Genomic DNA, 21,046 nt, shown 5'->3' with positions numbered 1-21,046 from the left:
ATACTTGGTGTCACATCTCAATCTTCGAACTTTGCCTTTACGCACGCTAAACCGTTGAGCTGTCCCTTTCCGATAATGCCGTCTTTTTGTGGGCGGCTCATTTGCTTAACCGCATATTCAAGCTGGGCTGCCTTAATTTTATCTGCTACTTCAAATACCGCTTTAAAGTTGAGCGGTGACTTACCTTTAAGTGCCTTGGCTCCGCCTTTAAGCTCGCCCCTGTGTTGTGCAATGCGGCGCTTGGGGTCAGTTGTGATCCCTGTATAAATTTGCCCTAGCTTGTTCTCTATAAGATAGAGATACCAAGGGTTATTTATACTTCCTTGGTGGGTATTGCCGTTCTTGGCTGTTATACTCTTTGCCAATGTTTTCAAAATCTACATAGTTATTTTCAGCATGATATTACCAGATTTTAGTAAAGCGAAAGTGCTTATTGTTGGCGACTTAATGTTAGACCGCTATTGGAGCGGCGGTACAGGGCGTATATCTCCCGAAGCACCTGTACCAGTGGTGAACGTTAATAGTTCTGAAGACCGCGCTGGTGGTGCTGCGAACGTTGCAGTAAACGTGGCAACTCTTGGGGCTGAGGTAACCTTGCTGGGAATGTGCGGTAAAGACGAAAATGCAAACATTCTCAGAGAGCGTTTAGAAACCCACAACATTCAGTGTCAGTTTTTTGAGGTAGAGGGTTTCGATACCATCACCAAGCTTCGCGTTATGAGCAGAAATCAACAGCTTCTGCGTTTGGATTTTGAAAAAAGTTTTGAACACGCTGATAAATCAGAATTGGAATTGGCTTTTGACAAAGCGTTGGACGAAGCTGATATCGTCATTTTAAGCGACTATGCCAAAGGATGTCTGAGCAACCCCGCTAGGCTTATTGAAAAGGCACGCCGCAAAAATAAGCGTGTGGTAGTAGACCCTAAAGGCAGTGATTTTGGAAAATATGCAGGTGCTACACTAGTTACCCCAAATATGGACGAGCTTCGCGGTATTGTCGGTGAAATAGATAGCGAGCAGACTTTGGTGGAAAAAGCGCAGACACTGAAAACATCGTTGGATTTAAGTGCACTTCTTGTAACGCGTTCTGAGGATGGCATGACCCTCTTTGACGGCGACAATACTGAGTTCCATTTGCCGGCTAAAGCGAAAGAGGTGTATGACGTCACGGGGGCAGGGGATACGGTTGTTTCGACACTCGCAGTTGCCATGGCCTGTAATTTGCCACTTCAAGCGGCTTGCGTGCTCGCTAATTTGGCGGCTAGCGTGGTGGTTGGAAAACTGGGTACCTCCACCGTAACAAACACCGAGCTAGCGTTAGCGTTAGGCGAACAGTCAGTTCATCTGGACGGCGGTGTAATGACAGAAGACCAGCTCGAGATTGCGCTAAAAGCAGCGAAATCACGAGGCGAGAAAGTGGTAATGACAAACGGCTGTTTTGATATCCTGCACTCTGGTCACGTTGCCTATTTAGAAGAGGCTGCGCAGCTTGGCGACCGATTAATTGTAGCGGTCAATACCGATGCGTCTGTCACTAAATTAAAAGGACCTGGTCGCCCGGTAAATAACGTAAGCCGACGTATGGCAGTACTAGCAGGCCTAAGCGCTGTTGACTGGGTTGTACCTTTTGAAGAAGACACGCCACAGCGCGTTATCGCTCGATTATTACCGGATGTACTTGTGAAAGGCGGTGACTACAAGGTTGAAGACATTGCGGGCGGCACGGAAGTTATGGCGAATGGCGGTGAAGTTAAAGTGCTTACCTTTGAAGATGGCGTGTCTACCACAGGCATTATAGAGCGCATCACGCAAAATAAGCTGCGTTAGCATTCAAGGTTTAACAAATAAAGAGATAACACTTCGAGAATGGCGCGTTGTTGGTTACCATATAATCAAAAGTTACGCGCCGCGTCGAGCACCAACAATATTACGTTTGTTTTTTGAACGCACATTCTTTAATGGAATAACGGTAAATTGCATGTACGAAAGTTACTACGGACTTAACTCGAAACCGTTTCAGTTAACCCCCGATCCCCAATTTTTCTTCGCGAGTAAATGGCACAAGCGAGCTATGTCTTATCTGCAGTACGGCCTGTCTCAAGCTGAAGGGTTTATCGTAATTACCGGTGGAATAGGCACCGGGAAAACAACAGTTGCTAACAGTTTGCTTGAAGAGATTGAAGACGATATCGCCGCGGCCCAAATTGTAACGCCAAAGCTGTCGCCAGATGAGCTGGTAAAGATGGTGGCGTCTAAATTCGATGTACCTACTGAAGGGCGTTCGAAAGCGGACATTCTTAAGGCCCTTGAAATATTCTTGTACGACTTAAATAAAGCGGGGCGCCGCGCATTGCTGTTAGTAGACGAAGCGCAAAACCTGCCGTTAGAGTCGATTGAAGAACTGAGAATGCTAAGTAACTTTCAGCTAAACGGGAAGCCGCTTATTCAAAGTTTCTTATTAGGTCAAGAAGAGTTGCAGCCAATTCTGCGGGCACCGAATATGGAGCAGTTTAGGCAGCGTATAGTAGCGTCATGTCATTTAGCGCCGCTTTCGTTAGAAGAGTGCAAAGAGTACATCGAGTACCGTCTACACCATGCAGGTTGGAACGGCTCTGCTCTGTTTAGCGACGAAGCATTAGAGCGTATTCACATGTTCTCTCGCGGTATTCCTCGCAAAATTAACACCCTTATGGATAGGGTGATGCTCTACGGTTTTCTAGAAGAGCTTGAAAGCTTTGATGCAAACGCGGTAAACGAAGTCATAGAAGAAGTAAAAGCGGAAATGTTTGAGCCTGATAAAACGGGCGCAGAAGTGACCGAACATATGGGCTTTGCTGACCACCCAGAAAGTCAAACTATCATGACACCTAAGGGAAATGTTATACGCGATACCAAATACTATTTGGATATGCTGGCAGAGCTGGTAGACGCGTTAGATGACGCTATTTCACAGAAGGTGAAAATGACACAGTACGTAGACAAACTTATGAAGAAGAAGTTTAAGACGTATGTGCGGTTAAAGAGTGATGATAAGAAAGAGTGAGGGGGGCATAGTTACTAAAGAGTATTCGTTACAAACCTTCGTAAGTGATTTCAAACGCCAAGTTTATTCAGCTAAGCCATCTTAGAAACGCCCTAGATAGGGCATTTTTTGGGAACACTCTCTCAGCCAATGCCCTCTAGGGCTCCCCTATACATACACATTCAACAGTGAAGTTGTTTTAGCTTGAGTGACGCTTCGAAACTTAGTCGTATGTATAGGTGATAGAGGCGCTAATACGTCGGTCGGTATAGTTATTTCCAAATTGACCGCCTGCGTTCAAATCACCTTCTTGCTTAAGATACCTAGCATCAATACCTGCCTTCAACCGACGACCGAACTCTCTTTCTAAACCAATGGATGCATTCCAGTTGTCACTTTCGCCTCTGAAAGTTTCTTCAGCGCCCTGACCTGTGATATTGGCGTAGTTAATGCTGCTAGTTAAATTGGTGTAACTGCCGATTTTATAGGCTAGGTTGGTACCGAAAGAGTAGGTGCGTCTTAGCCTATCTTCGTCTAGATAGTCATCTTCAGAGTAGCGCCAGGAAAATGCGAGGGTAACGCGTGAAAAATCGTAACCCGCCTGGAAATTCGAACTTTTTCTTAAGATAATATTGTCGTCGAATTCCAAGTTTTGAGACGTAAGCTGAACTAACTGTTCACCGGCATTGGGTGTGTAGCTTAAGCTGTTAGGCTGAAAGCAGTCGGCGATAGATGTTATTGCAGTAGGGCAAACGAATACGCCTAAGTTCTCTGGGTCGGCAAGAAGCCTTGAGGTATTAGTCACGTCTTCCGAATAACTAAACGATGTCCGCAAATATTTAGCATTATAGCCGATACTTGCTGAAGCAGATTCACCATAAAAACGACGTCCGTATGTGGCAGCTATACGAGTGCGGGTGCTTAATGCCCATTGCATGTCTAAACCAATAAAGGTTTCTCCGTCATCATCTTCGATATCAGATTCGCTCTTATTTGCGGTAATTGAAATATAGCGATTTTCAGCTTGACGGTACGTTAGACCCGCACCGTAAGAATTAAACTCTCTCACTAAGCTATTGGTATCGTCTCTGTCTGATATTTGGTTCGCTTCGTGGCGCGCTGTTAGGCGGATGGCCCAGTCGCCATAAATTCGCGTATCTATATAGCCATCACCAGTTCTTGATTCAAAGTTGCCAGTATTTGCCTGCCCGCGCTCGGTATTTTGATAAGTACCGGACACTGACCAGATGAAATATTTGGCATCATCACCATTAATTAAGTTACCGTTGAATTGATAACTATCATTGTCGAGTGCATTGTTGTTTGTTAAGGACCGTTCCGACGCTGTGTCTGAATATGAGGCGGTGCCTTGGCCTCTTATCCAGTTACCTTGATCAAGGGTTAGCGTAGATGAAAGGCGATTAGAGCGTGTTTTCGCCAGGCTGTCAGAATTAGCGATAAAGTCGCTAACTAAAAAGTTTGCTGAATTAGTGTTTTGGTAATTTAAAGCGCCAGCAGCTTGAAAGGATAATAGGTTTTCAAACGGTACCCACTGCGCTGAATAACTATACTCCGCATAATCTTGGCGCTGACTAGCGTCGTCATTGTCGCGTTCAAGGTGGGTATAGGTGCCAGACCACAACCCTTGAAATGTTCTTGTTTGATAAGTCGCGTTTACTTGCGGAGCAATCGTTACTGTTGTTAGTGAACGATTGCCATTTTCTTCAGTATTTACACTTTGGTGAATGGTATCGGCAGTAGCTAGAGCGTTAATTTCGAACTTGGCCTGTGCAGCGAAGCTTGATGCTACAGACATAGCAACAAGCGAAAGCTTAATAATTTTCTCTTTAGGCATCAAATAACGCCTAATCGTTACGCTCTGAGTAGTAGTACCCATAATATCCGCTTCCATCGGTGTCATTATGAACAGATTTGTTAACTACAAATCCAATGGCCATGTCTGGGTTTAGACGTTCTACAGACATCTTTATATCGCTTATTTTTGCTTTCCCTTCTTCAACCACAACCACTGCTTGACCAGCGAAATTTGCGAGTATGGCACTTTCGTTAATACCAATAAGAGGAGGCGTATCGAAAATTACAATACGGTCAGGGTATCTGTTAGCAAATTCATCTACGGTTTCATGCATCTTCTGGCTTGCAAGTAACTCTGTAGATAAGTGGTGCGACTTTCCAGCAGGAATAATTTTTAGTTTGTCGATGTTAGTGGGGTAGAGCACATCTGAAATATCGTCAACATCACCGGTTAAATATTCCATTAGCCCTTTACGACGCTCTAATCCTAACGTATTTAATACATTTGGCTTAAGCACGTCGGCGTCTACAAGAAGTACCGTTTTATCCTGTTCTGAGGCTATACTCATTGCTAGATTGGTCGCAGTAAAGGTTTTCCCTTCAGAAGGGCGACTGCTGGTAACCATTATAATATTAGGGTTGTGTAGCGTTTTTGAGAGTGAACCAAACGCGTTAGCCAAAAGCTTTCGCTTAATTTCACGGTACTCTTCGTTAATTTGCTTGCGGTCACCATTTAGAGAGATATGTCCATTTTTATCAAGCCTCTCAAAATTGATTTTGAACTCTTCAAGGGGCGACCTTTGATTAACGAACTCCCTCTCATCGGCAACGACTTCTGCCGCGGCTAACTCTGAAGAAGTTGAAGCTTCAATAGAAACTTCCGATTCTTTGAGATGACTTTCATAACTCGCTTCTTCAAGCTTGTCTTCTGGTAAATTGTTCTGCTTTGCAGCTTTAGCTTCTTTTTGCTTTTGAAGTGCTTTTTCAATAGTGTTTTTCATTAAAGAAGCCCTCCAAATAAATCTATATTCATAATTTCAGCTGCGACTAACGCTCCATACATAGCCAAAATAGTACCACTAGAGAGTAAAAACACGATAAGTCGAGTTCTATTGGTTTTGTTAATTTGCTCAATATTTAAGTGAGTAACCGTGCCCCAGATAGGATAGTCTGAAACGTTAAGTAACTGCTTAGGTCTAATAAGAACAGGGGTAAGCTGACTAATTAAAAACGCAATGCCAATTCCTGACCCAAAACCTATAACCAAAACAGCAGTATAGAAAATCAAACGGTTTGGTCCAGAAGGCCGCTTGGGCAGCAAAGGAGGCTCTATTATCCTGAATTGAAGGTCTTCTGCCGAAACATCAGCTCTTCTTGATAGGTCAGCAGACTCACGGCGAGACAATAGTTCCTCGTACTTTTGTTTTGTAACACCGTACTCTCTATTGAGTGAGGATGACTCTGCTTCAATTTGAGGTATCAAATCTACTTTACTTTCAAGTTCAGAAATCTTGCGTAATAAATCTGTTTCCTTAACTTGAAGTGAAGCAATTTGACTCTCCAAACGGCTTGCCTCTAATTTAATTTCTCTGTTAAGCTCAGACAGCGGTTGATTGTTATCGCCTTCGTCAGCGCTAAGGAATGCCTCTATTTCTTTGTCTCTAGATTCCTCTAAACTTTCTAGCAATGCTTTAGTCTCAACCACATCTGGGTGCAAATCCGTGAAGCGAAGTGTAAGTCTGTCGAGTTCTTCCTCTAAAGCACGTATACGTTCATCATAGCGGGTGCGAAGTACTGGTTCGTCTTGATTAGTGACGCCAAAACTGTCACTGCGCTTTACACCACTAATCTGCTTGTTGAGCGTTTCAGCTTGCTGTTGCGTTTGTTTTATTTGAAGGCGCGTGGCTTCTAACTCATCATTCAAGCTTTGCAAGCTGGAATAGTATGAACCTGCTAGCGGTAATATATCGTTATACTGCCGTTTAAAGTTAGCTAAACGCTGTTCTGCTTCCGTCAGGCGAGATTCATATTCTGCAATCTGCTCGTCTAAAAAGCGCCCGGCGGTGTCTGTATCTTTTCGATTGTTACCTAAAGATCCCTCAACAAATAAATCTAACGTTTCTTGAACCACACGCTGAGCTACTGTGGGCTCTTTATTGGAAAACGAAATGTTATAAATGTTATCTCGTCCAGTTGAAGATAGCTTTATTTCTTTCGTAAGTGATGTTACCAGAGATTCAAACTCGTCTTCTGTTGTAGTGGTAATATCAAGGTCACTTTCTCTGGCTATTTTCTCTACATTACTTCTACTAAGCAATGTTTTAGCCATCATCTGAATCTCTTGATCAGGATTTGTCTGTATCGCTAGCCCACGAAGTAAGGGCTGCAATACAGAACGCGTATCTACGAACACTTGTGCTTTTGATGAATAGACATCAGGAAGGCTAGCCACGTATAAAAAGCCAACCGGGCAAATCAACCATGAAAAGATGATTACGTAACGCTTCTTAATCCAAACCCCTTTAACATAATCAAGGATCTGGGTTAACGTTTGCTGTAAGTCCTGCATTTTATTATTTGTTCCGTTTACTACTTAACAACTAGAACCAGGCTTCTGGAATAATTACGATATCGCCAGGCAGCATATCGACATTCTTAGAGATGTCACCATCTCTTATCAGGTCGTCGATATCGATTTCAAAGGTTTTTTGTCTTCCTTCAACAACCCTTACAAGTTTTGCATTGTTTCCATCGGCAAATTCAGTGAGACCGCCAACGGCTATCATCAAATCAAGAAGCGTCATGTGCTCTGAGTAACTGACTGCGCTGGGATTCGTGGCCTCACCAATTACTCGAACTTGTTCGCTCAAGGGGCCTGTGAAGTTATTTACACTTACTGTAACTCTAGGGTTGTTGATATAAGTGGAAAGTTGCTCTTCAATTTCTCTGGCAAGCATAGTAGGCGTTCGGCCTGCTACATCAATGTCTTCAACTAATGATGTTGTGACCTTGCCATCGGGCCGAACAATGAAATTGCCCGATACTTCTGGGTTACGCCAAACGAAAATAGTTAACGAATCGCCGGGGCCGATAAGGTACTGATAATCGTTTACGTCGGTAGTTAGAGAAGGTCGTGTGGTTGCCTCGGGCAATACCGCTGTGTTACTACAACCGTTAAGACCAATAAATAAAATAGGGGCACAGCATGTAATTAGCGTTCTAAAGCGGAACATAAGAGATCATCCTACACTCATTATGGTTAATATATGGCTTTTGTCGTTTACCCTACGGGAAATGTCACTATAATGCCAATATCAATTGTAGTCTATTGGAATAAATCCCTTTATGATGGGAATATCGCCGCAGTTTTAGGGGGCCAGGGGTGGCAGTAAACAAGCGCAATCAAAATAAACGCTCAAATATACTAGTAATAACGGAAGCGTTGCTCATAGCTTACATGGGCTATATTTCTCATTTTATTCTCACGCAAATCGGGATGTCGCCAAACGTTTCGGTTGAAAAGCTTGTCATAAACGTGGGAATGCTCACCGTTTCCATATTACTTTGTTCACTATCTGTCGGCTTATATGAAGCCAAACTAAGAGAAACCTTTCGCGGCATTATACGACGCATTTTTGTGAGTGTAGGTCTTAGCTACTTTTTAGTAGAAGTATTAAGTCGTGCATTTTTCGACGACTTAGTAATGGACTCGTATTTTTTACCTGCTTCGGTGTGTTCAATAATTATTACTTTGGTGATATTCCGGTATTTCACCAATCGACTAGGACTGTTGGGATTAGGCAAAGTGCGTATTTTAGTACTTGGTGCCGGAGAAAGAGCATCAATTATTGAAAAGCGTATGCGAAGAGATGTTGACCGAATAGGATTTGAGTTAGTGGGCTTTGTACCTATTCCAGGCGACAACCGTGAAGACGGTATTAAAAAAGAAAAAATCATACATCTGAAAGTTAATGAAAGTTTTCAACAGTTTATAGCCGATAATGAAATTGAAGAAATTGTTATTGCTTGCGACCAAAGACGCGGAACTTTGCCTGTAGAAGTTCTTTTTGACTGCAGGCTTAGAGGGATTGAAGTCACCGAGCTTTTGGACTTCATGGAGCGCGAGACAGGACAAATTGTAGTAAACCTGATGTACCCGAGTTGGGTTATCTATTCAAACGGCTTCCAAAGTCAGAACTATTTAAGAGATGCGTTAGATTACACGCTTAATACGATATTAGCGTTTTTCATATTTCTCTTTGTTTGGCCAATAATGCTAACAACTGCATTAATAATCTACCTCGACGATGGTCGTAGAACCGGCGTTTCTGTTTTTTACAAACAGGAGCGCGTGGGTTTAAACGGTAAGCTTTTCAAAATCATCAAATTCAGAAGTATGCGACCTGACGCCGAAAAAGATGGGGCTAAGTGGGCGAGTAAGAATGACGATCGAGTTACCCGTATTGGCCACTTTATTAGAAAATACCGCGTTGACGAATTACCCCAGCTTTTAAATGTGTTTAAAGGCGAAATGGCGTTTATCGGCCCTCGCCCTGAAAGGCCGCAATTTGTAGAGCAACTTGTTCGTGAGGTGCCGTACTATAACCAGCGCCATAACGTGAAGCCGGGCCTTGCCGGTTGGGCGCAGTTAAATTATCCGTATGGAGCAAGCGTTGAGGACTCCATGGAAAAGCTGAAGTTTGATTTGTACTACGTGAAACACCAAAGTTTATTGTTGGATATTCTCATTTTAATTCGTACCGTTGAAGTTGTACTGTTTGGTAAAGGGCGATAATCATGAAATTAGATAATCGTCTTAATGCTATGACAGTAGATGTGGAAGATTACTTTCAAGTTTCCGCATTTGAAGGTGTAGTTGAAAAAAAAGATTGGGATAGCATTAGTCTTAGAGTGGGAGACAATACACATAGGCTGTTGGATTTATTTGCAGCGAATAACGTTAAATCTACATTTTTCACACTTGGCTGGGTAGCGCAGCGCTGCCCAGACGTAATTAAACGAATAGTAAATGAGGGCCACGAGTTAGCCAGTCATGGCCTAGCACACCAACGGGCCACCACGATGAACGAGCAAGAGCTTTACGATGATATTAAGCAAAGTAAAGATATCCTTGAAGATATAGGCGGTGTGGCGTTAAAAGGATACAGAGCGCCCAGTTTCTCCATCAACGATTCGAACACCTGGGCTTACGATATCTTAAAAGAACTTGGCTTCGTTTATTCGTCCAGTACTTACCCAATTAATCATGACCTCTATGGTGTGCCTGAATGGCCTCGCTTTAAGTACGAGCGTGATAATGGACTTATTGAAATACCTATCCCTACAGTTCGTAAAAAAGGAAGCAATTTGGGAATTGGCGGTGGAGGTTATTTTCGTTTGTATCCTTACTGGCTTTCGAAACGCCGCATTACAGAGTTTATGCAATCTGAAAGTGCGCCTTACAGCTTTTATTTTCATCCTTGGGAGATAGATCCTGAGCAACCGAAGTTCTCCACAGCTCCATGGAAGTCAAAAGCTCGTCATTACATCAACTTGTCAAAAATGGAAGGTAAAGTTGAAAAGCTGCTTAAAGACTTTAATTGGGTAACTATGCAGCAAGCGTACGAAGTAGAATAAGCCTGTAACTATCAAAATAAGAATAAAAGGGCAGGGAAATGCATATGGATAACATTGATACACAAAGCGATAAGGATAGCGGTTTTACAAGTTTTTCATTTGGTAAAAATAAAACGTTCTTCACTTCGGGCTTTTTATTGCTTTGCTTATGGGGTGCCTTTTGTTGGCAGGGGCTCACCACTGTTGTTCAAATATGGTACGGAAACGAGATATTTAATCACGGATTCTTTATCGTCCCAGGTGCTATCTACCTAATTTACCTAAAGCGCTATATGCTGTTTGCTAAGCCTATCAAAACAACGCCATTGGCTTTTATTATTATTATACCCGCGTTGCTTTTATATGTGGTTGGTATTGCAGGTGATATTCAATTGTTTATGCATACCGCTACTTTCACGCTATTACCCGCACTCATTTGGTTAATGGTGGGCACTCAAGCTGCAAAAATAATTCTGTTTCCATTGGTGTTTATGCTTTTTAGTATTCCAGTGGGTGAACAGCTTATTCCTTATCTTCAAAAAATAGCTGCTGATGGTTCGGTTGCCCTATTACATTTAACTGATGTGCCTCTTTTTCGAAGCGGCCTTTACATTGAAATACCTCAAGGTCGATTCCTAGTCGCCGAAGCGTGTTCCGGCGTCAGCTTTTTTATTGCGAGCTTTGTCATAGGTAGCTTGTATGCTTACTTAAACTTAGTGTCAGTAAAGCGTAGAGCAATATTCGTTGCTATATCATTAATAATTCCGGTATTGGCGAATATTGTTCGAGTGTATGGCATTATTCTTATCGCATATTGGACAGACATGGAGCATGCTGCTGGCGCAGATCATCTAATCTATGGCTGGTTTTTCTTTGCTTTCGTAATTATGTGTTTGCTGGGGATCGGTGAATTTATGCGGCAATCACCGTATAAACCTAGTAAAGTCGGGCCGCAAAATGCGACAGCCTCGGTGAGCATGCCTGTCGTTATCAGTTCAATCGTTATTTTTGCAGGCTTTTTTGCATGGCTCGTAAATATTTCAAATATTAGCAATTCTCATTCTGACATACGTCTCTCTACTCAGAGTTATGATTGGGACAACAATTGCCAAAGAACGGATTGGCAACCCATTGTAGTAGACCCGGATGCAGAAGAATTTGGCTTTCTTAAATATCAAGGTTGTAACGTTAAAGTTTACAATGCTTGGTTTAGCGAACAACATAATGAATTAGTAAGCGACCTGCATAGGCTATTCGACCCTGAACGCTTTTCGCTCAGTCACATTACTAGTATAGCTACAAACGGTTTACACCTCTCTGTCTATCATGTTGTATCGTCAAGTGGCGAAAAGCTCAGTATCGTAAGGTTTTATGAAGTCGACAATGCGCTATTTACCAGCGCGGTCAAGGCCAAAATATATCAGGTTAAAAATGTGCTGTTTGGAAGTTCCAAAGGTGGAAGACTATGGATCCTTGCAGCAAATGGACATGATGTTTCAGCTATAAATGACAGTCTTTCTGTTATTTTATCTCGCCTATAAACTTAGAAAGTAAAATGATTAGTTATTGATGAAGCGAATTGCTTGATTAAAGTAGAAAAATATGGAGTTCCAATAGTACTCAAAGATACCTGCAGATTTATTAGCGAGTATTATCCCATCTGCACCATCTCTGGCAACAATTGATTTGTTAGTAATATTATTTTTTATAATAACACCTTGCGTATTAGGAAAGCGGTATTCAATAGCATTCGGATAGTTTGAATTTAGGTAAATCTCATTGTTGCTAACAATGGTATGTGGACTGCTCTCTAAGCTAATACCTACATCTGCGTAAATGTGGTTGGGGTTATCATGTGATATTTTATTAAAAGCTATGATCCCGCCCATTGACTGGTTTTTATTGTTTCCTAAACCAAAACCTATCCCTCTGTCCGAGTTGATAATAATGTTACTGACAACAGTATTATCAAATGAATACTTCCAAAAATGAATAGCATGCTCAGCAACCTTTTCAGCAGGGCTTGCGATATTCAAAAATATATTGTTGGACACTACCCAACCTCGTGACCTATGCGCATCTATGCCGCCAACATAATAGTTTGGTGCAACACCAGCGGTGTATTCAAAGCGACTATTTTTGATTACACCAAAGTCTGAATATTCACCGTTGTCCTTTCCGGACACTTTGAGTAGTTGCTGATACGAGTCCTCGAGGATGCAGTTGTCTAATGAAAAATAGTCGACGTCTTTCTCTGCGCGTACTTGAATAAGATGATGGGAAACGTTTCTAAGAGTAATACCTGAAAGCGTAACATTGCTTGCACTTATATCGAATATGACCTCAACGGGGCTTTTCTTCTTCATACCTGAACCGCTAAGTACAACGTGCGCTGGATTATTTGAAATAGAGCGAATGGTGATGTTATTTCGTGAAATTATGATGTTTGATGAATTTTTATATTCGCCGTCATCCACTAATATCTCTATTACGTTTCCACTTTTATCATTGTTTGCAATATGAACAGCATTTTTAAGCTCTTTTGTATTAGTCACTATCAACTCTAGCGAAAAGCAAGGTGAGTACGGGGTAAATAATGTGATAAAAGCCATTATCCAAAGCTTTCTAAGAACGTGATTCATAAAGCCGATAGCTCTCGAACTGTGCAAATATAGTCATTCATGATAGTAGCTTTATACAACCAGTGAAATTGCTTCTTTAAATATCTTTTATATTGTCACTTCAAAGTGTTATCTTATCGATAAAAGTTGAACGACTTTTTCGATATTTATTGCTTAGCCTTTTCAAAATATAAACACCTGAGGTCACTGAATGGGCGTTGATAGTCTCGCAACCTTAATACATTTCTTCGTTATGATGATGATAATCATCTTCTATATGAAATTAGAAAAGAAAACCAATAAAAATAGTGCCGACAAGAAAGAAGCAACAAAAAAACAGAAACAACAATAAGAAGTAGAAAAGAGACTATTTAATGGTTACAGATATTTTCATGAGCTTAATTTTATTAGCTCTGATGTTTTATTCTTTTACTCGGCCACATGTAGCTGCCTGTATGGCAGTGTGGATAAACCTTGTTAAACCTCAGAACACTTCTTTTGCCTTCTTGGCCGGGCAGCCACTTTCTTTAATTACTACGGCATTATTCTTTTTAGTTTTAATTTTTAATTTTAATAAGCTGTGTGTTCCTAAAAGTAAATCATATCACTTTATTATGATAGGTTTTATGGTTTGGGTAACAATAGCTTCATTTCTCGGTGAATATCAAAACGTCGTCTGGATTAAGTACGACTTTGTGATAAAAACCCTTATTTTTGCTTACTTTATTCCTTTTACATTAACTAAAAGAGCTCATGTCGAGATGTTTCTTTGGATATGTGTTGCTTCTTTTGGGTTATTCCTTTTTATGGCTGGGATAAAAACCTTATTAGGGGGAGGAGGTTACGGGGTTTCACTTATCGGAATCGGTGGGTTTATGTATTCAGAAGGCTCTACACTGGCGTCGCTAGCAGTTTGCCTTATACCTTTGTTTGTTGCCTTAAAGTCATCCTCAAAAATTGCACAGTCATGGAGTGCTTTTCGCTGGCTGTCTTTAGCTTACTCTGCTCTATCTTTACTCACGGTTGTTGGAACTCAAGCTAGAACGGGTCTAGTAGCGTTGGCAGCGTATATAGGATTACTTCTGAAAAAGCACAAGATAAACTTTAAAGTGTTTCTGGCTATATGTATGATTCCTTTGCTTATTTATACAGTTGCGCCCAAGTCTTGGTTTCAGCGCATGTCGTCTATAGAAGACGCTACAACATCTGAAAAGTCTGCCATAGGTCGAATTGTAGTGTGGAGGTGGACATTAGACTACGTTTCTCAAAGACCTTTTTTCGGGGGCGGTTTTTACAGCTACAACGCGAACGCTGGTATTTTACACCACTATCAGCGAGGTGACGAAATAGAAATAAAACAAAGTGGCGGTAAAGCATTCCACAATATATTCTTCGAAGTGCTCGGCGAGACCGGTTACGGGGGACTTTTTCTATTTCTGTCAATTTTACTGCATACAATTTTGCTTAACAGAAGGACTATTAAACAGTTCGGTGGAGAAGTTGGGGTTATTGGCGGTGCATTAAGCCATTCTTTAATTATTTATTGTGTCGGAGGTCTCTTCATTGGCGTAGCATTTTATCCATGGATCTATTATCTATATGGAGTCTCTCTAGCTTTAAGTACAGTAGAAGAGTCATAAATGAATTACCTTACTTCAATAAGAGGAATCGCTGCATTCTTTGTCGTTCTTTATCATATAAAGCATTGGTTGGTTGCTTACAATGTTCCGCAGTTTATTAGTATATTCTTTGAGAAGGGCTATTTAGCGGTAGATTTCTTTTTTCTACTGAGCGGATTCATTATTTCTTTTAACTATATGAAACACTTTTCGAGTAATGACACTTGGCAGGCTAAAAAAGTTTTTATAATTAAGCGCATAGCAAGAATTTATCCACTTCACGTTTTTGTTCTTTTGAGCTACCTCAGCATTCCTCTTGCCTTGTATTTAACAAATAGAGTAGTACCCGAAGGAGCATTTACCGCAGAAAGCTTCTTCATCAAACTTATGCTTTTAGATCTTTGGTTTATCAGCTCCGATTTTTGGTCAATGTGGAATACTCCGTCATGGACTATCAGCGGAGAGTTTTGTGCTTATTTGGCTTTTGCATTTACTGCTGGTTTTATTGCAAAGTTCCGACGCTATGCTGTTATTGCTCTATTAGTTTCGCTAAGCATCACCGCGATTGCCTACACGGTAATTGGAGCTCGTTCATTAGGGGATAATATTGGGGACCTAGGACTCCTTCGTTGCGTTTTCGGTTTCTTCAACGGAATGTGCCTTTACATCATCTATTACAGATTGAAAGATGAAGAGATTGCTTTTGGTAAGTGGCTTTTTTGTATCTCCTTCTTGTCTTTCTATGGATTAATTCTAACTACTACTGCCAATCACTTTTACGCGCCTGGGTTATTCTTTTGTATGCTTTTAGGGCTTCTTTTGTCTAAAGGGCCAATTCACAGGCTGCTTGAGCTTAAACCTTTTATATGGCTTGGCGACATATCTTACTCCGTCTATTTAAGCCATACCTTTTTACTCAATTGGTTTGTTATGCTATTGATGGAAGACAGTCACAATGCCTCTATTTTTAATATTTTCGCTTATATCGCAATAGTATTAATGTTTTCGACGATGTGTTACAGGCTGGTTGAGGTCCCTGGACGTCGCTTGATTTCGCGTAAATTTACAAACAAAGGTTCTTGAATGGATGACGGTAAGAAGTTAATTAATACGCCAGTGAGACACCGGATAGGCCTTGACGCGCGATTTATTTTGCGGCCGTTAAGAGGCATGCCTCAATACGTGTACATGCTATGTCAATGCCTGCCCAAGATGATGCCCAACGTTGATTTTTACTTTTTTATTAATAGGCAATTTGAGTACAATGATGACGCGTCCCAGTATCAACAACGTCTCAACGTACTCAAAAAGTTTTCGAACGTAACGTTAATTAATATTGATGCTGATACGGAAATGCTTTGGGAACAATGGTTGTTACCGAAGGCGTTAAAGCATTACAGTATTGACCTTCTTCATATGCCAGGCAATAGGGTTTGCCTGCTGTCTCGCGTTAAACAAATCACAACTACCCATGATCTAATTGAATGGCATTCGTTAAAGATATTTCACTACTATAAAGAGCGTAGTGTGAAAGAAAATTTTTATATATTTAGAATGAAAATATACATGTGGGCAGTATATCGTTTGGGTCTTACCATTTCCGACCACATTTTAACTATATCGAAATATTCTGAGCGTGATATCACCAATACGTTTCCTGCATTTAAAAGTAAAGTGTCGCACGTGTACCACGGTATTCCTAACGGGTTCACCCCCCCTTCAACTACATTAGCGAAACAAGGGGTATTGATGCTGGGAGGCGACAGCCATCAAAAAAATGCTGAAAACATGCTTAAGGCATGGGGGCAATTGTCAGGCGAATTAAAGAAACGGCATCCTCTCACTATTTTGGGATTTGTGGGGGGAGAAGATTCCATTATTGCTAAAACTATTCGAACCTTAGATATTGGCAATGACATTGTTATAAAAGGGTGGGTAACCGAAGACGAACTCATACAGCAAATGCAAACGACAAAAGTATTTATGTTCGCGTCGCGTGAAGAAGGCTTTGGGTTTCCGCTTGTACAATCAATGGCAGTAGGCACACCGGTTGTAACCTCTGAAGCTGATGTGCTTAAAGAAATCGGTCAAGACGCGGTATGCAGCGCAGACGCGGAAGACTTTATTGCGCTGAGTGCAAACCTTGCAGCGCTGCTAACTGACGACGCGCTATATAAACAAAAGGTTGCTAAAGGCATAGCGCTCGCCTCGCAATTCACGTGGGAGAACACCACTAAACACATTGCGTCAACCTATTTTAATCTGTTGAATAAAAAGCAGGACGAAGGAGCACACGAGTGATGTCGTTTTTGTGGGAACCCATTCGGTGGCGCTACAACTTATACTTTGCCGAAAAATTTGATCTTTATGGCTCACTTTCATTCTACCTAAAGCAAAAGTTCACAAGGAAAAAGTACTTAAAAAACGCTCCTGTCGTTTACATTTATGCAAACAAAAGAAACGTTGGGGACTATATTTCCCATCTTGGTTTAAAAGAAATAGTGGGTAAGGACGGCCCTGATCTCTTTTGTTCTCCTGTATGGTTAAAGGAGTTCAAAGCGCACATTGACTACTTAAGACAGCATAACCCAAATGTGCTGCTGGTAGTTGGCGGAGGAGGCCTTTTACAGCCAGTATTCGAACCCTTTTGGCACGTTGTACTTCAAAGTGGCCTGCGTTTCACCGCGCATGGTATTGGCATTAATAAGATGTCTGGAAGAGGGGAAATGAAAGGTGATTTATTTCCTAAAATCGCGAGGTGCGCCGACCATTTAGGCGTGAGAGATGAATATACCTTCAACTTTTTAGAGCAATTTGCACCAAACAAACTAGTTCTTACCGCTTGCCCCTCAATAAATTATCTGGTTCCACGTTACTGGCAATCACAAGCACGTTCTTCAAACGTTCTTTTGCATCTAATCCATCCGTCAGATGTAAGGTTGGCAGGCGCTGACCTAGATACAATATCAAAAAATCTGATGGCTGTAGCTGAAACTTTAGGGTTGGAATATCAAGAACATACTAATATGGACTCTTCTCATGTTCGAATGTTGAAAAAGGTAAGTAATGCTCGCGTTATTGTGAGTAGTCGTCTGCACGGCTGTATAATGGGTTTCGGTATGGGGATTCCTTTCTTACCGTTACTGTGCGATGACAAAATGAAGGCATTCTTGACATCACATACGGAAGTTGACGGCGTTGATGTAAAGCAAGCGGAAGACGCATCTATTTTGAAGCATAGAGTTGGGCTGCTTCTAGCTGGATGGAGAAGCGACCGAAGTAAGCTTGATGTGAAGCTTGCGGAAAATGCAGAAGCGGGCAGTAACATAAAGAGCCTAGCATCAAAAATCACCAAAGATTAACAATAAATGCAATAAAGCAGCAAGCCATAGTGTTAATGCAAAAAATAATTTGTGGAATTGCGCGCATTAAACAAAATAAGGGATAGGTATGAATGTTACCTTTAGTGGCTTCTACGGTATGAAAAATACAGGCGACGATTGCTTTTGCAAAGTCGCAGAGTGGGGAGCGCAGCATTACTGGGGCGCTGATACCAGTTATTTCTTTTCTAAAAAGATTCCTAAGCTATCCAACAATGCAAAGCCGGTTATGAAAACATTGCCATATCGTCTGAAGTTCATTAACGAGTTATTGTTAGATAGGCATTTTAAGAAAAATAAGCATCTTGTTTATTCTGGTGGTTCTATCTTCCACGGCAAAGACTGGTGGGAAATGGAATATGCCAATAAAAACTTTGAAAAGTATAACTTAAAGATTGGGGCTATCGGGGTTTCTGTAGGCCCTTTTGAGTCGACGGCACACGAAAAGAAAGTTATCGAGTTTATGAAGCGCATGTCTTTTCTTTGTGTTAGAGACCTTAAGTCTTATGAATTGGTGCAGAGTTACAATTTAGATCTACCTTGCACACATGCGTTCGACCTTGCGGGGCTGTTGCCAAAGGTTGACAAGCTAGATTTAAAAGCAAAGCAAGAGAGCACTAGATCAACCGTAGGGTTAGCCCTGTGTTCGTTTAGTGGAAAAACAGGAGAAGTGCGTCACGAAAATAGCGAACGATTGCAAATTCTGGCCTCCGCAATTAATACGTTGAACGCTAAAAGGGGCGGTGATGTTAAGCTTAGACTCTTTGTATTTAACGGCCATGAATTGCATGGTGATATGGCTGCAACGCAGGAGTTTATTCGACTTCTGGACCCGTCTGTGAGCATAGAGCTGTTCGATTATGTTACCGATCCTATGAGTATGTGGCATCAGATTGGAGAGTGTGACGCATTTTTAAGCTTTAGACTACACGGCGCAATTTACGCGTTTATGGCTCACGTTCCTTTTTTATTAGCCGAAGTGCATGAAAAAGCCAGCAACTTTCTTAAAGATATTGATTGGCCAGAGAATTTTCGGGTAGGGGATTTTGAGGTATCGCCCGATAGTTTGGTTGGTATTGTTGAAGAAATGCTTGGAGGGCACGACTTTTCGCAAAGCATAAAGCGTTGCGAGAATGACGCTGAAAAGAACTTCACGCATGCTGTGTTTGATTGAACATTTCACTTACTCAAGGAGGGTATATAAATGAATACTGTTGTGCGTTTTACATCAAGTCCTCTTGATGTGTGCTTTGTTTTGAATTCAGCCAATAAGGACTTAAAAGTTTGAACCTAGCGAGAAAAGTGGCCAGCAGTACGTCGTTGATCCTTATTGTTCGATTATTCCAACGCGGCATAGGTATTATAAGCCTGCTGATTCTTGCCCGACTATTAACTCCACAAGACTTTGGTGTAGTGGCTATAGCTACCATGTTGGTATTTTTTTTCGACGCTTTATCTGAAGGGGGGACTCAGCAATATATTATTCAGAAGAAGACACTGGATGATAGCGACATTAAAACGGCATGGACGATTTCTATACTGTCTAAGTTTGTCCTGTTCGTGGCGCTACTTATCTTAACGCCGTTACTCGCAGATTTCTTGAATGCGCCGGAAGCAGAAACGGCAATCCGCGTCATGGCATTTGTGCTGCCTATCTCTGCCTTCGAGAGCCCTCAATTATTTACACATAGAAGAGATTTGGAGTATGAAATAATTTCCAAAATATTGCTTATTGAGCGAGTGTTGAGCTTTATGGTTACTGTAGTGCTGGCTTTCGTTTTAGAGAACTATTGGGCTATGATTTTCGGCGTACTTACATCATATTCGTGTAAGACAATGCTTTCCCATTGGTATGTACCGTACCCTTTTACTTTTTCATTAAGTCGCTTGAAAGAGCAAATGAGTTTTTCATTGTGGATGCTTATGCGTTCTATTTTGGGCTACGTGCGCGCTGAATTCGATGTTATTTTCATTAGTAAAATGTACGGCGCAGATCAGCTCGGTGGTTTTAGTTTAATGAGAAATCTCTCATTCTTACCGAGTAGAGAAATAATTGCACCTGTATCTAATGTATTCCTAGCAAGCTTTTCTGAAATAAAAAGAAGGGGTGATCCAATTGGTGAGCACATTGTGGTTGTGCTTACCATACTGCTTTGTGCGATTTTTCCGATTATTGGTTATTTACACGTTTTTAATCAGGAGCTTGTTTCGCTGTTTTTAGGACAGCAGTGGCTGCCCTTTGCGCATTTATTACCGCTATTAGCCGTGTTCACCATTACATTTGCCGTGTCCACTTTTGTTCAGCAAGGGCTTATTGCAAATGGTGATGTAAAGCTATTGTCGGTTTATGAAATGGTAACGTTGAGCTTATTATTAGGCCTGTTTGCGTTTTTCTTCTCAGGCACTATGGAAGAATTTATTATCGCAAGGCTAGTATTCGCTTTCACTGTGCTGGGCATCTTGCTGGTGTTTTGTTCTATGCGGTTTGGGCTGCCCGTAGTTAGCTTACTGTTTATGTGTGCGCTGTTGGCCACGGCGTGTTTTGGCGCTGTCTTATCAGCACAAATGTTGACGGGGCAGGGAATACTCTATCTTGTATTAGGGAGTGCTCTATACTTTGGAGTTTATCTTGTAGCGTGTTTATTTTTTCTGTTTTTATTTAAAAGGCACAGAATACTTGAAGAAGTTAGTTCGTTAGGCTTGCGCTTTATTCGCTCTAGGCGGGCAAGTTGATTCAATGAAGAGTTATTTAGTTGTTAAATAGAATGAGTTGCAGCGTTCCTATTGCTGAGCATACTTAAAGTATGGTCAGCAATAGATAGCGTAATGAATATTGCGCTTATTCTTTCCACACTACGTTTGCGTATTTTCCTTTAAGTGAATACTCGTAAATAGCGCGTATTTTAAAGTAGTTGTTACTGCATGTTCCGGCCCATTCCGATCACCCATTTCGGTTCAATCCGATCACTGATT

17 protein-coding genes are annotated in these 21,046 nt (G+C 41.4%); 11 read left to right on the top strand and 6 right to left on the bottom strand.

The annotated features are described in order from the left end of the window. Positions 1-17: 17 nt before the first annotated feature. Positions 18-365: a GIY-YIG nuclease family protein gene (locus JC525_RS15210; protein WP_198816584.1), complete on the bottom strand. Its 348-nt coding sequence runs from the start codon at positions 363-365 to the stop codon at positions 18-20. A 31-nt stretch (positions 366-396) separates the two neighbouring features. Between JC525_RS15210 and hldE the strand changes: the two genes are divergently transcribed. Next, the gene (hldE, locus tag JC525_RS15205; RefSeq protein WP_198816583.1) at positions 397-1,827 is read left to right on the top strand and encodes a bifunctional D-glycero-beta-D-manno-heptose-7-phosphate kinase/D-glycero-beta-D-manno-heptose 1-phosphate adenylyltransferase HldE; all 1,431 of its coding nucleotides are present in this window, start codon (positions 397-399) and stop codon (positions 1,825-1,827) included. A gap of 151 nt (positions 1,828-1,978) precedes the next feature. Further along, on the top strand, positions 1,979-3,043 hold the full coding sequence (locus JC525_RS15200; protein WP_198816582.1) for an XrtA/PEP-CTERM system-associated ATPase: 1,065 nt from the start codon (positions 1,979-1,981) through the stop codon (positions 3,041-3,043). Positions 3,044-3,245: 202 nt separating this feature from the next. Here JC525_RS15200 and JC525_RS15195 read toward each other — a convergent pair whose 3' ends face one another. The 4 genes from JC525_RS15195 to JC525_RS15180 are packed head-to-tail and all read right to left on the bottom strand — an operon-like array spanning position 3,246 to position 8,070. Then, on the bottom strand, positions 3,246-4,919 hold the full coding sequence (locus JC525_RS15195; RefSeq protein ID WP_198816581.1) for a TIGR03016 family PEP-CTERM system-associated outer membrane protein: 1,674 nt from the start codon (positions 4,917-4,919) through the stop codon (positions 3,246-3,248). Further along, positions 4,888-5,838 (bottom strand): XrtA-associated tyrosine autokinase, encoded by a 951-nt coding sequence (locus tag JC525_RS15190; protein ID WP_198816580.1) that lies wholly within the window; start codon positions 5,836-5,838, stop codon positions 4,888-4,890. The genes JC525_RS15195 and JC525_RS15190 overlap by 32 nt, the downstream gene beginning before the upstream one ends. Further along, entirely contained in the window at positions 5,838-7,406 is a 1,569-nt protein-coding gene (locus JC525_RS15185) for an XrtA system polysaccharide chain length determinant (protein ID WP_198816579.1), read from the bottom strand. The genes JC525_RS15190 and JC525_RS15185 overlap by 1 nt, the downstream gene beginning before the upstream one ends. 31 nt (positions 7,407-7,437) lie before the next feature. Further along, entirely contained in the window at positions 7,438-8,070 is a 633-nt protein-coding gene (locus tag JC525_RS15180; protein ID WP_198816578.1) for an XrtA/PEP-CTERM system exopolysaccharide export protein, read from the bottom strand. Positions 8,071-8,219: 149 nt separating this feature from the next. Here JC525_RS15180 and JC525_RS15175 point away from each other — a divergent pair, with 149 nt between their 5' ends. The 3 genes from JC525_RS15175 to xrtA are packed head-to-tail and all read left to right on the top strand — an operon-like array spanning position 8,220 to position 11,994. Continuing rightward, positions 8,220-9,632 (top strand): TIGR03013 family XrtA/PEP-CTERM system glycosyltransferase, encoded by a 1,413-nt coding sequence (locus tag JC525_RS15175; protein WP_198816577.1) that lies wholly within the window; start codon positions 8,220-8,222, stop codon positions 9,630-9,632. Between the two features lie 2 nt (positions 9,633-9,634). Next, positions 9,635-10,474 (top strand): XrtA system polysaccharide deacetylase, encoded by an 840-nt coding sequence (locus tag JC525_RS15170; protein ID WP_198816576.1) that lies wholly within the window; start codon positions 9,635-9,637, stop codon positions 10,472-10,474. A gap of 44 nt (positions 10,475-10,518) precedes the next feature. Continuing rightward, positions 10,519-11,994, top strand: coding sequence for an exosortase A (gene xrtA / locus JC525_RS15165; protein WP_198816575.1), 1,476 nt, complete (start codon positions 10,519-10,521; stop codon positions 11,992-11,994). 18 nt (positions 11,995-12,012) lie between these two features. Here the strand turns inward: xrtA and JC525_RS15160 are convergent, their stop codons facing one another. Further along, positions 12,013-13,008 (bottom strand): right-handed parallel beta-helix repeat-containing protein, encoded by a 996-nt coding sequence (locus tag JC525_RS15160; RefSeq protein WP_198816574.1) that lies wholly within the window; start codon positions 13,006-13,008, stop codon positions 12,013-12,015. Positions 13,009-13,448: 440 nt separating this feature from the next. On the opposite strand from JC525_RS15160, the gene JC525_RS15155 reads away from it, so the two are divergent. From JC525_RS15155 to JC525_RS15130, 6 genes are all read left to right on the top strand, one after another. Beyond that, positions 13,449-14,714, top strand: a complete 1,266-nt coding sequence (locus JC525_RS15155; protein ID WP_198816573.1) for a putative O-glycosylation ligase, exosortase A system-associated — start codon at positions 13,449-13,451, stop codon at positions 14,712-14,714. Further along, complete coding sequence (locus JC525_RS15150; protein ID WP_198816572.1) at positions 14,715-15,776, top strand: acyltransferase family protein; 1,062 nt, start codon at positions 14,715-14,717, stop codon at positions 15,774-15,776. Then, on the top strand, positions 15,777-16,994 hold the full coding sequence (locus tag JC525_RS15145) for a glycosyltransferase family 4 protein (protein WP_198816571.1): 1,218 nt from the start codon (positions 15,777-15,779) through the stop codon (positions 16,992-16,994). Next, positions 16,994-18,055, top strand: coding sequence for a polysaccharide pyruvyl transferase family protein (locus JC525_RS15140; protein WP_233095231.1), 1,062 nt, complete (start codon positions 16,994-16,996; stop codon positions 18,053-18,055). Before JC525_RS15145 ends, JC525_RS15140 begins: the two co-directional genes overlap by 1 nt. Before the next feature lie 88 nt (positions 18,056-18,143). Continuing rightward, positions 18,144-19,247: a polysaccharide pyruvyl transferase family protein gene (locus JC525_RS15135; protein ID WP_198816569.1), complete on the top strand. Its 1,104-nt coding sequence runs from the start codon at positions 18,144-18,146 to the stop codon at positions 19,245-19,247. A gap of 110 nt (positions 19,248-19,357) precedes the next feature. Next, the gene (locus JC525_RS15130) at positions 19,358-20,806 is read left to right on the top strand and encodes an oligosaccharide flippase family protein (protein ID WP_198816568.1); all 1,449 of its coding nucleotides are present in this window, start codon (positions 19,358-19,360) and stop codon (positions 20,804-20,806) included. Positions 20,807-21,046: the final 240 nt, after the last annotated feature.

The sequence above is a fragment of the Alteromonas sp. IB21 genome (assembly GCF_016405965.1).
Lineage (GTDB): Bacteria > Pseudomonadota > Gammaproteobacteria > Enterobacterales > Alteromonadaceae > Alteromonas.
The sequence above is the reverse complement of the archived record's forward strand: the minus strand, read 5'-3'. Positions and strand labels throughout refer to the sequence as shown.

What these genes read in the sequence shown, in the direction of transcription:
- JC525_RS15140 (WP_233095231.1), top strand. Translation starts at nt 16,994, where the DNA reads ATGTCGTTTTTGTGGGAACCCATTCGGTGGCGCTACAACTTATACTTT.
- hldE (WP_198816583.1), top strand. Translation starts at nt 397, where the DNA reads ATGATATTACCAGATTTTAGTAAAGCGAAAGTGCTTATTGTTGGCGAC.
- JC525_RS15190 (WP_198816580.1), bottom strand. Translation starts at nt 5,838, where the DNA reads ATGAAAAACACTATTGAAAAAGCACTTCAAAAGCAAAAAGAAGCTAAA.
- JC525_RS15135 (WP_198816569.1), top strand. Translation starts at nt 18,144, where the DNA reads ATGAATGTTACCTTTAGTGGCTTCTACGGTATGAAAAATACAGGCGAC.
- JC525_RS15200 (WP_198816582.1), top strand. Translation starts at nt 1,979, where the DNA reads ATGTACGAAAGTTACTACGGACTTAACTCGAAACCGTTTCAGTTAACC.
- JC525_RS15150 (WP_198816572.1), top strand. Translation starts at nt 14,715, where the DNA reads ATGAATTACCTTACTTCAATAAGAGGAATCGCTGCATTCTTTGTCGTT.
- JC525_RS15170 (WP_198816576.1), top strand. Translation starts at nt 9,635, where the DNA reads ATGAAATTAGATAATCGTCTTAATGCTATGACAGTAGATGTGGAAGAT.
- JC525_RS15180 (WP_198816578.1), bottom strand. Translation starts at nt 8,070, where the DNA reads ATGTTCCGCTTTAGAACGCTAATTACATGCTGTGCCCCTATTTTATTT.
- JC525_RS15195 (WP_198816581.1), bottom strand. Translation starts at nt 4,919, where the DNA reads ATGGGTACTACTACTCAGAGCGTAACGATTAGGCGTTATTTGATGCCT.
- xrtA (WP_198816575.1), top strand. Translation starts at nt 10,519, where the DNA reads ATGGATAACATTGATACACAAAGCGATAAGGATAGCGGTTTTACAAGT.
- JC525_RS15155 (WP_198816573.1), top strand. Translation starts at nt 13,449, where the DNA reads ATGGTTACAGATATTTTCATGAGCTTAATTTTATTAGCTCTGATGTTT.
- JC525_RS15145 (WP_198816571.1), top strand. Translation starts at nt 15,777, where the DNA reads ATGGATGACGGTAAGAAGTTAATTAATACGCCAGTGAGACACCGGATA.
- JC525_RS15185 (WP_198816579.1), bottom strand. Translation starts at nt 7,406, where the DNA reads ATGCAGGACTTACAGCAAACGTTAACCCAGATCCTTGATTATGTTAAA.